At 37.2% G+C, this 13845-nt stretch carries 15 protein-coding genes and 1 pseudogene; 10 read left to right on the plus strand and 6 right to left on the minus strand.

Features of this window, described 5'->3' with window-relative positions; genetic code table 11:
- The first annotated feature begins 42 nt into the window (after positions 1-42).
- The 6 genes and pseudogenes from J2S19_RS14490 (at position 43) to J2S19_RS14515 (ending at position 6507) form a co-directional block, all read left to right on the plus strand.
- Positions 43-1140, plus strand: a complete 1098-nt coding sequence (locus J2S19_RS14490) for a sensor histidine kinase (RefSeq protein WP_307343386.1) — start codon at positions 43-45, stop codon at positions 1138-1140.
- Between the two features lie 50 nt (positions 1141-1190).
- Positions 1191-1762, plus strand: a pseudogene (locus J2S19_RS14495) (response regulator).
- A 159-nt stretch (positions 1763-1921) separates the two neighbouring features.
- Positions 1922-2857: an ABC transporter ATP-binding protein gene (locus J2S19_RS14500; protein WP_307343389.1), complete on the plus strand. Its 936-nt coding sequence runs from the start codon at positions 1922-1924 to the stop codon at positions 2855-2857.
- Between the two features lie 12 nt (positions 2858-2869).
- Positions 2870-4126 (plus strand): ABC transporter permease, encoded by a 1257-nt coding sequence (locus J2S19_RS14505; RefSeq protein ID WP_307343392.1) that lies wholly within the window; start codon positions 2870-2872, stop codon positions 4124-4126.
- A complete protein-coding gene (locus tag J2S19_RS14510; protein WP_307343397.1) occupies positions 4123-5232 on the plus strand; it encodes an ABC transporter permease in 1110 nt (369 codons plus the stop codon). The genes J2S19_RS14505 and J2S19_RS14510 overlap by 4 nt, the downstream gene beginning before the upstream one ends.
- A gap of 621 nt (positions 5233-5853) precedes the next feature.
- On the plus strand, positions 5854-6507 hold the full coding sequence (locus J2S19_RS14515; RefSeq protein ID WP_307343401.1) for a DUF1801 domain-containing protein: 654 nt from the start codon (positions 5854-5856) through the stop codon (positions 6505-6507).
- A gap of 130 nt (positions 6508-6637) precedes the next feature.
- Here the strand turns inward: J2S19_RS14515 and J2S19_RS14520 are convergent, their stop codons facing one another.
- On the minus strand, positions 6638-7090 hold the full coding sequence (locus tag J2S19_RS14520; protein ID WP_307343404.1) for an AraC family transcriptional regulator: 453 nt from the start codon (positions 7088-7090) through the stop codon (positions 6638-6640).
- A 355-nt stretch (positions 7091-7445) separates the two neighbouring features.
- Here J2S19_RS14520 and J2S19_RS14525 point away from each other — a divergent pair, with 355 nt between their 5' ends.
- Complete coding sequence (locus tag J2S19_RS14525; RefSeq protein WP_307343407.1) at positions 7446-8303, plus strand: pentapeptide repeat-containing protein; 858 nt, start codon at positions 7446-7448, stop codon at positions 8301-8303.
- Positions 8304-8430: 127 nt separating this feature from the next.
- Here the strand turns inward: J2S19_RS14525 and J2S19_RS14530 are convergent, their stop codons facing one another.
- The 5 genes from J2S19_RS14530 to J2S19_RS14550 form a co-directional block, all read right to left on the minus strand.
- A complete protein-coding gene (locus tag J2S19_RS14530; protein WP_307343410.1) occupies positions 8431-9837 on the minus strand; it encodes a sensor histidine kinase in 1407 nt (468 codons plus the stop codon).
- Positions 9827-10501, minus strand: coding sequence for a response regulator transcription factor (locus J2S19_RS14535; protein WP_307343413.1), 675 nt, complete (start codon positions 10499-10501; stop codon positions 9827-9829). The genes J2S19_RS14530 and J2S19_RS14535 overlap by 11 nt, the downstream gene beginning before the upstream one ends.
- 84 nt (positions 10502-10585) lie before the next feature.
- Entirely contained in the window at positions 10586-11278 is a 693-nt protein-coding gene (locus J2S19_RS14540; RefSeq protein ID WP_307343416.1) for a hypothetical protein, read from the minus strand.
- 82 nt (positions 11279-11360) lie between these two features.
- Complete coding sequence (locus J2S19_RS14545) at positions 11361-12029, minus strand: PspA/IM30 family protein (RefSeq protein ID WP_307343419.1); 669 nt, start codon at positions 12027-12029, stop codon at positions 11361-11363.
- Positions 12030-12431 (minus strand): hypothetical protein, encoded by a 402-nt coding sequence (locus tag J2S19_RS14550; protein ID WP_307343422.1) that lies wholly within the window; start codon positions 12429-12431, stop codon positions 12030-12032.
- Positions 12432-12614: 183 nt separating this feature from the next.
- On the opposite strand from J2S19_RS14550, the gene J2S19_RS14555 reads away from it, so the two are divergent.
- The 3 genes from J2S19_RS14555 to J2S19_RS14565 are packed head-to-tail and all read left to right on the plus strand — an operon-like array spanning position 12615 to position 13842.
- Positions 12615-13115, plus strand: a complete 501-nt coding sequence (locus J2S19_RS14555; RefSeq protein WP_307343425.1) for an arsinothricin resistance N-acetyltransferase ArsN1 family A — start codon at positions 12615-12617, stop codon at positions 13113-13115.
- Positions 13116-13128: 13 nt separating this feature from the next.
- Positions 13129-13332: a hypothetical protein gene (locus J2S19_RS14560; RefSeq protein ID WP_307343428.1), complete on the plus strand. Its 204-nt coding sequence runs from the start codon at positions 13129-13131 to the stop codon at positions 13330-13332.
- 60 nt (positions 13333-13392) lie between these two features.
- On the plus strand, positions 13393-13842 hold the full coding sequence (locus J2S19_RS14565) for a MarR family winged helix-turn-helix transcriptional regulator (protein WP_307343431.1): 450 nt from the start codon (positions 13393-13395) through the stop codon (positions 13840-13842).
- The last annotated feature ends 3 nt before the right edge of the window (positions 13843-13845 follow it).

The raw sequence follows: 13845 nt of genomic DNA on the forward strand, positions 1-13845 counted from the left end.
AAGAATAGAAGGAAGAATGAACATGAAATATGTGAGCTTTATATGAAACAATTTATAATCCAAACATTAGGAATGATTGTACTTTGGGGTCTGTTTTTTTATTTTGAAGGAGAAGTTGTTTCTCCAAGTGTGATGCTGATTTGTGCAGCAATTATGACGTTATATTTCTTTTTAAAAGTAGCATCACGACCATTTTATCTATATATGGTCATGACGGGGTTATTGCTAACGATAGGTTTCATAGAGAGGGATATTCTTTATATTCTCTTACTTATACTATATATCGCTCAATTGGCTTCAGAGCAACTAAATCTTGTTTACTTTAGGATATTAGTCATTATTTCTGCTGTAGGATTATTAGTCTTTGCATTGATAAATATTATCGAGCATTCAGCATTTATATATTCTCTATTATTCTACATATTAGCAATCCAATTAAACTCGTTATCGACGAAAAAACGTGAACAGCGTAACCTCTATGAAGAGTTGCTAGGGGAATATCGAAGGTTAAAACGGATGTCACTCGTTTCTGAGGAAGAGGCACGTAATCAGGAACGGACGAAAATCGCAAGGGACATTCATGATTCAGTCGGGCATAAGTTAACGGCGTTACTAATGCAGTTAGAAATCCTTTCAATCAAAAACGGTGCTGAACCTTATCTCGAACTGAAAGAGTTGGCAAAGGATAGTTTAGAAGAAACGCGTTTTGCGGTTAGAGCGTTAAAGGATCGAGAATCTGAAGGGATTGCAACAATTTTGATGCTCATAAAAAAGCTGGAAGCAGAAAGTCATATTATCGTTCATTTTACGACAAAGCAAGGAATCCTTTCAGCAAGGTTGACGAACGAACAAAGTATTGTACTGTATCGATTTATACAAGAAGGGTTAACGAATGCGATGCGCCATGCCCATGCTCGTGACGTACATGTTGTACTTGGCAAAACGGCAAACGATAATATTGAAGTTACTGTTAAAAACCGAATCTATAAAAAGGTTCCATTCGAAGAGGGCTTCGGGCTTCAAAATATGAGGAAGCGTGTAGAAGAACTACAAGGAACACTTACAGTCTATCAAACGGATGAACACTTTATCATCAAAGGCATGATTCCAGGAAGTGATGAGGAGGCGAAGATGAGTTGAATGTGTTAATTGTAGAAGACCAGTCGATCGTTAGGCAAGGCTTGAAGCTAATGCTCGAACAAGATAGCCAAATCAAACGGGTGGCAGAGGCTGAAAATGGCGAGGAAGCAATTAAAAAGATGGAGGAACTTGTCATCGATCTCGTGTTAATGGACATTCGGATGCCTGTCATGAACGGAATTGAAGCAACAAGAGTCATAAAAAGTCGTTGGCCGCATGTGAAAATTTTAATGCTGACAACGTTTAATGATGATGAATATGCCATACAAGCGTTAAAATATGGAGCAAATGCATTTTTATTAAAAACCTCTGACCAAAAAGTGTTACTAGATGCAGTCCATAGCTGTTTTCAAGGTGGCATGCCAATCAATGAAGAGGTTGCAGCGAAAGTTATGCCGCGATTATTACAAAGAGTAGATAAAAGCTTGAAATCCCACTCTCGTCTCGTGAGCAGGATATTACAAGATTAATAGGTGAAGGGAAAACGAATAAGGAAATTGCGGATGAACTATTTTTATCAATTGGCACAGTGAAAAATCACATTACACAAATTTTACATAAGCTAGAGCTTCGCGATCGGACACAGCTAGCTATTTTTGCGATAAAAAATGAATTAACTTGATTATCAAAGGTTATCCAAAATGTCTATACGAGACAACGGGGTAGCCTCTTTTTCATTCAATTATGACTTAGGTCATGTTTTCACATAAAACAAGTGACGCAAGATAGTACTCTTATCACCTTAAACTCGATATGATGTAAACGATAAGGAGGGGACGATATGTTAGAAGTTGTGCAATTAGAAAAGAAATATAAACAAACGTTTGCTGTGCAAGGAGTGAATATGTTTTTGGAAAAAGGTGAGATTGTTGGGCTTCTCGGTCCGAATGGGGCTGGAAAATCAACGACAATCTCGATGCTATCATCTTTAGTTGTCCCAACAGCTGGTGATGTAAAGCTATTAAATGAAAGCATCATTAAAAATCCGCGGAATATCCGAGAAATTCTAGGAGTTGTCCCACAGGAAATTGCCCTTTATCCAGATTTGTCAGCAGAGGAAAATTTACGATTCTTTGGAGAAATCTATCGTTTAAAAGGCGCAAACTTAAAAAAGCGAATCAACGAGGTGTTAGAACAAATTGGCTTAACTGACCGGAGAAAGGACATTGTCAAGACATTCTCAGGTGGGATGAAAAGAAGGCTCAATATCGGAGTAGCTTTGCTTCATAATCCGGAAATGATCATCATGGATGAACCAACTGTTGGCATTGACCCACAATCGAGAAATTATATTTTAGAGACAGTGAAGAAGCTCAATCAGGAACGTGGGCTGACGGTATTGTACACAAGTCACTATATGGAAGAAGTCGAGTTCTTATGTGACCGCATTTATATTATGGATAAAGGGTCGATTATTGCCTCTGGTACAAAAGATGAGCTTAAGAACATTCTTTCATCTGAAAATACGATTTCCATCAAGGTTGAGAGAGTAAAAGAAGAATTTATCAATCTACTTCAGGCAGACCCTACGATTCGTCAAGTAAAAGCAGAGGAACATGGTGTAACCATCATTGTCCCTAAGGAGTACAACTTATTTAAAAAAATATCACAGATGGCCGAAGAAGCGGAGACGAATCTCATCTCAATAGACGTTAAATCTCCAACGCTAGAAGATGTTTTCCTTCACTTAACGGGAAGAGCTTTAAGAGATAATTAGGCGGTGAAGCAGATGATTATTCCATTTATTAAGAAAGACTTATTAGTATTGTACCGAAACCCACAAGAGTTATTGGTCTTACTCCTGATGCCGCTTATATTAATCATGATTCTTGGCTTTGCCTTAGGTGGATTGATGGGGGATAACCAAGCTCCAATTTCAATGAAGGTAGCATTGCTTGACCGTAGTGACGAACAACGGGATGTAGAGGCCTTTAATCAAAAGGTTCAGGAAAAAGAATTACCGGTGGAAGCAGCAGAAGCTTTATCACAAGGCGCAACTCAATTAAAACCAATTCAAATTTTAGTAGACGAAGTGTTTGGCAGTAAGGAGCTAAAAGAAATCGTTCAACTTGATATGATAGACTCTGACAAGATCGATGATATTCGCAATGATGAAAGTTTTGCTGCGATAATTGAGATTCCTGAAAACTATACACTTGATATTCTCTCAGCAGTATTGCTTGAAGAGCCTACAGCTACTTCAATTAAATTATTTAAAAATGAAGGGAAGGAAATTTCAACAAATGTTGTGGAAGATGTCTTAGTAAACTATCAAAAGCAGCTTTCAACAATAACACTCGTTGAAAAGGAAGGGATTCAGCTAGAGGCTCTAAATGAAAAACTAGGTGCAGTTGAAACAGTTTCGAAACAGGACCCGATTAACTCGATGCAATATTATACAGTAGGAATGAGTGTCATGTTTATATTATTTATTGCTTCTAATATAAGCTCATTTGCATATCGGGAAAAGCAAACTCACGTATTTAATCGAATCCTTCTATCCAACACGTCTAGATGGTCTTATTTTATTGGCATATTTACCTCAGTTATTATTATCGCCTTTATCCAACAAATGATTTTATATGGTGTAACCTCACTTATTTTTCAAATTGTCTGGAAAGACATCGTCGCGTTCATGATAGTCAATGTATCTCTATGCTTTGCAATAGGTGGTTTAGCAACATTGTTAACGGCATTAAACTTTAGAATTAATTCAGAATCAGTTTCAAACTTTTTCGGTAATGTCATCGTCGCGATTATTTCATTTTTAGGAGGTAGCTTTATTCCGGTTGGAGATTCAGCATCTGTCATCGGAATGCTCGGCAACTATACACCAAATGGTTCTGGAATGACAGCCCTATTACAATTGCTACAAGGTGAAAAACTTGCGGCGATCTATCCTAATATTTTGTATTTACTAATCTTCGGCTTGATTATGCTAACGTTAGCCGTCGCTAGTTTTCCAAAGAGGGGTGATGCAATATGATAAGCATCCTAAGGGCGAAGTTTCAATTATTTATTCGGAAACCGATGCTTATGATTGGCATGACTGTAATGAGTATTCTCTTTGCGACGTTAATCGGCAGCACAAATGATCAAGTGATTGCTATACCAGTATATACAGATATTGAGAATGTAGAAGATTCAGCAATATGGAAGGAATTAACCGAGTCAGAAGGTTTTGAATTTACGTTAGTGTCTGAGGAGCAAGCGAAGGAAAAGGTAAGAAAAGGTGATGTCGAAGCTAGTGTACAACTTAAAGAGGAATCGTATACAATCATCATTGCAACAGAAACAGAAAATTTCCATGTCCTTGAAAGCTTCTTACAATCCGTTTATCAGGACCTATTAGTGGAAAAGAACATTGAAGAGTCTACATTTGCTTCCGATGCTGAAAAAGCTGAACTGTTAAAAGAAATAAACAACCGTGAAGAGAATCCGCTTGTTGAGGTGGAGACAGCTTCGTTCCGTGGGAGCGATTCTGTTGTTATCGATAATCAAATGCAAACAATTTTCGGCTTTTCACTATTTTTCGTTATTTACACGATTTCATATAATGTTCACCATATTATCCAAGAGAGACAGCTAGGCGTATGGAACAGAATGATTTTATCTCCTTTGAAAAAGTGGGAAATGTATGCAGGTAATTTGCTTTATAGCTTCCTGCTCGGATATTTTCAGATTGCGTTAATCTTTTTCATCTTCCGTTATATCATCGGTGTAGACTTTTATGGGGGATTTGGAAAAACATTACTCATTTTAGTGCCATATGTTTTCTCAATCGTAGCGCTTATGATGTTTATCGTAAGTCTAGTCAAAAACACGCAACAATACAATGCAATCATTTCACTCGTTGCAGTAAGTATGTCCATGCTTGGTGGTGCGTATTGGCCATTGGAAATTGTTACTTCTGACTTTTTACTGATGCTATCAGATTTTATCCCGATAAAACATGCGATGGAAGCATTAAAACATGCGACAATATACAATGAGTCGATAAGCGAATTAATGTACCCAATGAGCATTTTGACGATTATAGGGGTTGTGTTAATGGGAATCGGGATTAATGTAATGGAACGGAAAAGTGAATAATAAGTAGTTATTGAATGAGAATGGGACAAAAGGTTTTAATTATAAGAAAAATACGAACTAATAAATTAGATTTCAATTCAATCTTCTGGGACATAACAAAAAAACAACTTAGTTAAATATGAACATTTTCTTTGGGTTCTATGCTGCAAATTCTGTAAAGGTTGATTGGAGCGGAAGTGCGAGACTCCTGCGGGATGCGTGGGAGAGCTGAGACGTGAGCAGGCGTTTGCGCTGAGGAGTACGAAAAGCGTAGGCGGCTTGCCCATCGACGTACAAACTGGAGGGGCATCGACTGAGATAAAGGAATCACGGTGAGCCGAATGGCGAATCGATGATGACTTATCGTAGGGAGGTGACCTGAAGTTTGCTAGTCGATAGCCGCCGGAGCTAGACAGGCTCAGCACCCACCCCGCGGAAAGCGAGTACTGTAGCGGAAATCAACCGGAACGTCTACCCTGTAAAAACAAAACCTCTATTTTTGCATACTAATAGTAACTATCAACATGAAGTTGGCAAATAATTTCTCTGGACGAAAGATGAAAACCTCTGGTAGATTGTGTATATTAGAACAAGCATAGAACTGACAAATAACATGAACGACCGAATAAATGAGGTGTCCCTATGACAACAAACAATCAAACAAATCCTAAAGTCGATGAATTTTTAAGTAAGACTGAGAAGTGGCATGAAGAATTTGTGAAACTGCGCGAAATTGTCCGTGAATGTGAGTTAAATGAGGAATTTAAGTGGATGCATCCTTGTTACACATACGAGAATAAGAACGTCGTACTAATCCATGGCTTTAAGGAATACTGTGCACTATTATTCCATAAAGGTGCCTTATTAAAGGACAAACACGGGATTCTAGTCCAACAAACGGATAAAGTTCAAGCAGCACGACAAATAAGGTTTAAAAATGTAAACGAAATAGTTGAATTGGAGCAGATATTAAAAGAATATATTCGGGAAGCCATTGAGGTAGAAAAGGCTGGATTAGAAGTAGAAAAGAAACCGAATGAAATCGAAATACCAGAAGAACTCCTTGCAAAGTTTGAGGAAATTCCAGAACTTAAACCCGCCTTTGAAGCCTTAACCCCAGGACGTCAAAGAGCATACATTCTATACTTCTCCCAAGCAAAGCAATCGAAGACACGGACGTCAAGGATTGAGAGTAATATTGAAAAAATTCTTGCTGGCAAGGGGCTAAAAGATTGCACTTGTGGACTATCAAAAAGGATGCCAAACTGTGATGGGTCTCATAAGTTAATACAATAATAGTAATGGTGTTGTTGTAGAAAAGCTTATTAATCCACGACTAGGAGTAACTTCTTAAATTATCCATCATACAGACAAGAACTAGTGGTGTACATAATAAGCCACTAGTTCTTTCTATTCCGTAACAAAATTAGATTAACTTAACCGGCACACATAACTCACAAAAACCATTGGCAATCATTTCACCGCTATATCTTTCAATAATCGGTCTATCTTCAAGCTGATAGCCACTGTTTTGTAAGCACGGAATAATTTCAGCCCATGCTTGCTGAACTGCTGCCGTAGTATGCTCTATCTTGCATATTCCGTAAGTACCGCCTATCAGTTCACCTTCATTCATTGAATCATCAATTTCATAATCACTCGGAACGACGATACAAGCATCATATCGACAGTTTTCAGGAAGTGTTGTTTCAGGATTATCATGTGAAATCCCAAAGATAACCCCTGAATGATAGAGATTTTTTTCTCTAGCCCATTTTTTTAACCTTTCCATTGCTTGCTTGTTTCCAAGCCCATATGGTCCAACCTGGCGTACATAGGCAATACGGTAATTCGGGATGTTTTCGAATGTTAAGTTCATCTTCTCAATCCTCTCATAATGGATATCTCTTACATTTCGAAAATAACATGTTATAAAAAAATATTCATACTAATTTTTAAAATTTTCCAGCTTCCACTGTGAATCTGACGTTACTTGATAAATCTAACGTAAAATAGCAATTAAGAAAAAAGGTAATAACTGTGAAAAAAAGAGTGAAATTTGCTGTTTTGTATGTTATCCTTTTTTCACTTAAGTTGTAATAGATGTGGTTAATATAGTTATTTTCATAGTTTCTGTTGTTTTTGTTAGGTTGATAACACCACTCTCCTATATGTACCTATTTGCCGGAAACAGCAAACTATTAAATCAATGCTAATCCAAAGGAAGTGCACGGATGTCTACTAAACGATCTGATACTCAAATGATGAATAAAAGCTTCCAATCAGACTGTGAGAATTGTTTTGGGTTATGTTGTGTTGCTTTGCCTTACGCGAAGTCAGCAGATTTTGCCTTTTCGAAAGATGGCGGGGAACCTTGTAAAAATCTACAAGCCGATTTCCGCTGTAAAATCCACACCGACCTTAGAGGCAAAGGGTTTAAAGGCTGTACAGTTTATGAATGCTTTGGAGCAGGGCAAAAGGTTTCTCAAATTACCTATCAAGGCAAAAACTGGAGAGACAATCCAAACCTCGCAAACCAAATGTTCGACGTTTTTCCTCGCATGCAGCAAATTCATGAAATGCTCTATTATCTTGATGAGGTATTACGGATGGGCAAGGAATCATCAATTCATGAAACATTGCTACAAGTATACGAGGAGACAGAATTGTTAACAGATTTATGTCCTGAAGAGATTTTATCTATTGATATTCCGTGCCATCGTGCTAAAGTTTCAATTCTTTTAACACAAGTTAGTGAACAGGTCCGAGCAAAAACTAGGCGGGGGAAGCAACAGCTGAAAATCGAAAAGGGAGCAACGTCAGGAAGCTTAATTGGTGCCAGCTTACAAGGTGCCCAACTTAAAGGGAGTAATTTAAGAGGTGCATTACTGATTGCTGCTGATTTACGCAATGCGGATATACGAGACTCAGACTTTTTAGGTGCAGATTTACGAGATGCGAATATATGTGGCGCAAATTTACTAGGGAGTATCTTCCTTACACAAGCACAAGTTAATGCTGCAAAAGGGAATCAACAGACTAAATTGCCAGAGCATCTTCAAGTTCCAGAACACTGGTTAAATGAAGATTAGAATTTTTATAAACAGTATCATCTAATATAGATATGTTATAGTCAGTTTTAACTTTAACATCCTGAAATCAAAAGCACATCAAATTATAGGCAAAGCGCCTCGATTCAATGTGCTTTTTGCAGTATCTTCAAGTGCTAATTTCTACAGGAATAATCACTGTAAATGTACTTCCTCTATCGATCTCACTTGTAACGTTTATCGACCCTTTATGGCTGCTAACGATCGATTTTGCGATGGAAAGTCCTAGACCATGACCACCTACCGTGCGTGTCCGTGACTTATCTGCACGATAAAACCGTTCAAAAATCTGCTTCAGTTCATCTTTTGCAATGCCAATCCCGCTATCTTGTACAACGATACATATCGTGGAGTCTACCTTTGATAGTTGAAGGATTACTTCACCTCCGTTTGGTGTGTATTTCATTGCATTATCTAAAAGGATGTATATCAATTGAGAAAGTCTGTTTGAGTCAGCGACTACTAAGAGTGACGATGAAGTAAAAAGGTTCATTGATAGTTGTTTTTTCTTTGCTAATGGGCGTAGTGACGTAAAAGCGTTTTCTGCTAGCGTTTTGAGGTCAACGGTCTCGAGATTCAAATCAAATGTACCCGAATCGGAACGTGCGAGAGCTAACAAGTCGCTTACTAAATTTGTCATTCTATTCACTTCGGAACGCATGTTTAAAAGGAGACTTTCTGTGAAATCATCTTTCTTCGACTCAATTGTCATGTCTATTGCATCAATTGACGAAAGTAATACAGCTAATGGTGTGCGCAGTTCGTGTGATGCATCTGCTACAAACTCTCGTTGTCTAGTAAAAGCAGAGGTAATGGGTATCATTGCTTTTTTAGACATCTTATGGCTGATAAATATAGCGACCCCGAAAAACATTATCCCTAAGCCAACGAGGATAACTAGCACCCAGTTAAAAAGTGTATAGATGAAAGTTACATCTTTTCCAATGTAGAGTTTGCCGATAAATTGACCATTGTAAGTAATTGTATCACTTGCAATCATAAGGGTTATCGTTTGTTCAGGTTCATGATGATGAAATTCTCCATGCTTGCGACTGTTAGGTAAGGTAGCGTTTAGATGAACGGTTTCTTTGAAAAGGTTATGACCGTCATTTATTCTTCCTGATAGCAATTTTAATAGTTGCGAATGTAAACCTTTATCCGTTTCATCTCCCATTAATAACTCACCGTGTTCATTTAAAACATAATAAAACGATTGGTTCACCCCTGCAATGACAAGGTCCCCAGCATCTATGCCGCGAAAATTATTCCGTTGATTAGTCTCTAAATATTCCTCTATTACGTCAGCTTCCGTTGCAACGAGTGAGGCCAGCTCATTTTCAGTGCTTTTTAAAATTGTGACATGAAGGACTGTATAAACGATGATAACAAATAATAGTAGAAATAAAATGAGCAGCGAACTATAAATTCGAGTTAACCTTCTTTGAGTCGTGCTAATTAAATCCTTATTTCTTTTAGGATGGAGCTTACTTATCAACGAGAGGGGACTAGTTCGCAATTTTATAGCCTACCCCTCTTATGCTTTTCACTAAATCGTCTTTCCCGAATTTCTTTAGTTTTTTCCGTATTAATTTTACAGTTGCATCAATTGTTTTCGGGGCTACTTCACTGTCATAGCCCCAAATCCGATCTAAAATGATTTCTCGTGGCAGCACTTGTCCTTTATTTTGGATTAATAAATCGAGTAATTGAAACTCGCGTGGACTAAGTTGAATTTCCGTTACACCAAGACGAACAGATTGACTCATTCGATTTAGTACCAAATCATGAACCTGGATTTCCTCTTCTAAAAGTGGAGCATAATTACGCCGCGAAAGTGCACGTAACCGGGCAAGTAGCTCATCGATTTCAAACGGCTTTACTAAATAATCATCAGCCCCGGCATCAAGTCCGTCAATACGGTCCTGGATGGAATCCTTTGCAGTTAACATCAGAATCGGCCCTGAATATCCTTGTTTTCTTAAACGTCGACAGACTTCTATACCGGTACCGTTCGGCATCATCCAGTCTAGAATAATGACATCGTAATGACAGTTATTTGTGTAAAAGTAAGCATCCTCTCCATTCTCAACCCACTCACACGTGTAGCCAGCCTTCTTTTTTAACATATATAAGATTAGTTCTCCAAGATTGATATCATCTTCGGCTAATAAAATATTCATCGTCAATTCTCCTTTAAGCGCGTGTTAGAACAGGAAATGACAAATGGTTCTCCTATTCCATCTTCGAATCTTACAATGCGAAACTTAAAGGAAGCTTAAAATAGTTGTTTCAATAAAAAATCCTATAAGCAATGATTGGCTAAAAAGGATCAAACCTAATAATAAGGAAGGAATCCATTTTAATCTCGTTAAAAATCCAGAAACTTCACGATCCTTTCGATTAAGAAGACTTTGCGTACACAATTGTAAAGCATGAAAAGTCGAATGAACAAACAGGTAAGAGGATAAAAAGATACTTAAATGCATCACAACAATGGGCTCGTTGAAATATATCGGAAGGGCTAATAATGTCCCAAATGATAAGACCCATAAAATACTAGTGATTCTGCGTATCCATTGAGAGACACTTAATAAGACAAGTACAAGAAACAATAAGAGAATGAATTGAAAGCTTTGGTTTGCTATTAAATAAAATAAGCCAACTATAGCGAGAGAGACCCCTGAGTAGGCTGCATAGATACTAATCGTATCTTTTAGTGATGCAAGTCGTCTTTTTTTGATTGTGATCCCATTCGATTTATTTAGTAGTCTACGTTCAAAAATTCCTTTTATCATTCCGTGTAAAAGGTGATGAAAAAGAGATAAATAACCTCTTACATATGGTATACGGAATGCGACAAACGCTATCAGTAAGTAAATAAATATAGGCAAAGGCTGACTAAAATATAAACTATAGTTTGTCATGTTCAATTGCTCGATAATATTCGAGATATCCATAGCATTATGAATCTCCTTTCAACATTTTTAAAAGCAAAGAAGCACCTAACTTGTCAGCTGGTGCTTCTTATAAATCGTTCATTTACACTGCTTTATCTTCCTTCTTTAGTTTTTCTAATTCCTTTGTTAATTCTTCCTCATTAATAGCATTTTGGTACACGGAATCATAGGATACGATTGGATTTGTGAATTGGTTGCTAGCCTGGACCTCAGCTTCCATAAGTAAAATACGTTCCTCTGCGCGTGCGACACCGCGAACGATATTATCTGTTTGGAAGGAAGCTGTTGCTTTTTGAATATGTTTCATAGATTGGGCGACATTTACACGTGAAGCTAAGAGAATTTTCTTATGCTGGAGCTGGTTATATGTTTCTTGTAATTCTGTTATTTTTTCTTTCAGCGTAAGCGTTTGTGATTGAATCATTTCGTATTGCTGTTGATAGTGCGCGAGTTGTTTTTCATGAATTAATTTTTCTTGCACAGCTAGTTTAGCAATCGATTCTTCTTCGCGGTCAATTGCTAATTTTGCTTGGCGAGTTCTTTTTTCGATTAAACTGTTTGTTTCAAGAATAAGCGCTGCCTGCTTGTTTTCTACAAAAATTTGTCGAGACAGTGCCTTATGCGCTTTTGTGATCTCTTGCTCAATTTCCCTCGTATATTCGTTTAGCATCGCCATTGGATCTTCGACTCTGTCTAATAAACTATTTAAATCAGCTTTTGTTATTACTTTCATTCTTTTAAAAATACCCATTTAGTCATTCTCCTTATTGTTTCGTAAATTTTTTTCCCATTGGTCAATCATGCTTGCATTTTGGTTATACACTGGTTTATGTGAACTCATCATTGATGTATCAATAAATTGTTGCATCGCAGAAGCTTGCGATTTTTTTCTTAGCCATTTTGCTACGAGAACGATTACTGTGATGATAATCGCTAACAACAAAATGGATCCTAGCCACGAAAATCCGCTGCCTACATGTGGAACGATACCATGGTGACCATCAAACCCTCGGTGTGGTTGAATTCCTCTTGGGCCATGTCCATGTGGTCCCATTGCAAGGCTAGGTTTTGCGCCTAGCAAAAAGTAAATGCCAAATACCATAGTAGTTAGCAATCCGCCCCACATAAATGTTTTCTTCCATTTCATATTCATATTGTTTCTCCTCCTTTCGTTGTTGATGATTGTAGTTTATAAGAGTTTAGTGAAAAGTTAGTGAAAGGTAGAAGTAAATTTTAATTTTTTTGAAAGAATAAGGGGTGTGAAGATACTTGTAAAGTGCAAGTATTTAATTTATAGTTTAATTTATGTTGACTAATAAGGAAGTGTAATGAGTAGGTGATAACAATTCGGGAAGCAAATGAAACGGATTTATCGTCCATTTTGAAGATTTACAATCAAGGAATTGAAGATAGAATCGCTACTTTAGAATCTGAGCAAAAAGATATTGATTTCATGAATAATTGGTTTTCCCAACACAATGGTCGTTATAAAGTACTTGTTGCGGTTAATGAGAATCGAATCATAGGTTGGGCTTCATTAAACCGCTATAGTAACCGTCGTGCATATGCTGGGGTTGCTGAACTGTCAATCTATATAGATAGAGAGAATCGTGGAAAAGGAGTTGGTCAAAAACTGCTTAGAGACATTGAAGAAGTAGCAAGGGATCAAGATTTCCACAAAATCATCCTATTTACATTTCTGTTAAATAAATTAGGGCAGTCCCTATATATGAAGAGTGGTTTTCGTAAAGTTGGCATTTTTGAAAAACAAGGACTTTTAGACGGCCAGTTCATTGACGTGATGGCAATGGAGAAGATAATTAGTAAATCTACATAAGGTGGTGCAAGTTATGACAGTCAATCATGCAAGCGTTCTTTCAGCAAATTATTTTGATGCGTATTTTAATCTAGTTATTAAGTCAAGGGATTTCACCATTTATGAGGCAAAGGAATTTATTATCCAGCACTTTTTTAAAGGTGATTTACATCTGTACGGTGAGGATACATACAAGAATTTCACTTTAGTATACGATAAATTAATAGAGAAATATTAAAATTGATAATTAGTTGTAAATTGCAAACATTAGCATATAAAGATAAGAGGGGTGAATGCAGTGGAAGATTTAAGAGAACTGTTTCAAGTTATGACAAGACGATTCGGACTGTTAAATAAAGATTGCTGTACTGCTGGAGGTTGTGAAATATCGCTAATCCAAAGTCATATTTTATATGAAATTGACCGTCAGCATGAACCATCAATGCAACAAATAGCAGATACATTAGGGACCGATATTACAACATTTAGTCGGCAAATTCAATCGTTAGTAAAAATGAATTTAGTTAAAAAATCACCCGCACCAGAAGACAAAAGAATTAGTATCCTCTCATTAACACCAGAAGGTAACAATATTGCTGCTTCTATCGATAAGCAAATGAGTACATTTTTAAATGATGTTTTTTCCAAAATGAATGAGTTTGAGAGAGAAACGGTCATCCGCTCAATTAAGTTGCTAAATGATGCAATGGCGAAATCAGAAGGTTGCTGTGGGAGGACGATGGGTTAAAAA

The sequence above is a fragment of the Metabacillus malikii genome, from assembly GCF_030813355.1.
In the GTDB taxonomy this organism is placed as follows: domain Bacteria; phylum Bacillota; class Bacilli; order Bacillales; family Bacillaceae; genus Metabacillus; species Metabacillus malikii.

Bases quoted from the DNA above. Each gene is read 5' to 3' on its own strand.
- J2S19_RS14490 (WP_307343386.1), top strand. From the start codon at position 43: ATGAAACAATTTATAATCCAAACATTAGGAATGATTGTACTTTGGGGT.
- J2S19_RS14500 (WP_307343389.1), top strand. From the start codon at position 1,922: ATGTTAGAAGTTGTGCAATTAGAAAAGAAATATAAACAAACGTTTGCT.
- J2S19_RS14505 (WP_307343392.1), top strand. From the start codon at position 2,870: ATGATTATTCCATTTATTAAGAAAGACTTATTAGTATTGTACCGAAAC.
- J2S19_RS14510 (WP_307343397.1), top strand. From the start codon at position 4,123: ATGATAAGCATCCTAAGGGCGAAGTTTCAATTATTTATTCGGAAACCG.
- J2S19_RS14515 (WP_307343401.1), top strand. From the start codon at position 5,854: ATGACAACAAACAATCAAACAAATCCTAAAGTCGATGAATTTTTAAGT.
- J2S19_RS14520 (WP_307343404.1), bottom strand. From the start codon at position 7,090: ATGAACTTAACATTCGAAAACATCCCGAATTACCGTATTGCCTATGTA.
- J2S19_RS14525 (WP_307343407.1), top strand. From the start codon at position 7,446: ATGTCTACTAAACGATCTGATACTCAAATGATGAATAAAAGCTTCCAA.
- J2S19_RS14535 (WP_307343413.1), bottom strand. From the start codon at position 10,501: ATGAATATTTTATTAGCCGAAGATGATATCAATCTTGGAGAACTAATC.
- J2S19_RS14540 (WP_307343416.1), bottom strand. From the start codon at position 11,278: ATGGATATCTCGAATATTATCGAGCAATTGAACATGACAAACTATAGT.
- J2S19_RS14545 (WP_307343419.1), bottom strand. From the start codon at position 12,029: ATGGGTATTTTTAAAAGAATGAAAGTAATAACAAAAGCTGATTTAAAT.
- J2S19_RS14550 (WP_307343422.1), bottom strand. From the start codon at position 12,431: ATGAATATGAAATGGAAGAAAACATTTATGTGGGGCGGATTGCTAACT.
- J2S19_RS14560 (WP_307343428.1), top strand. From the start codon at position 13,129: ATGACAGTCAATCATGCAAGCGTTCTTTCAGCAAATTATTTTGATGCG.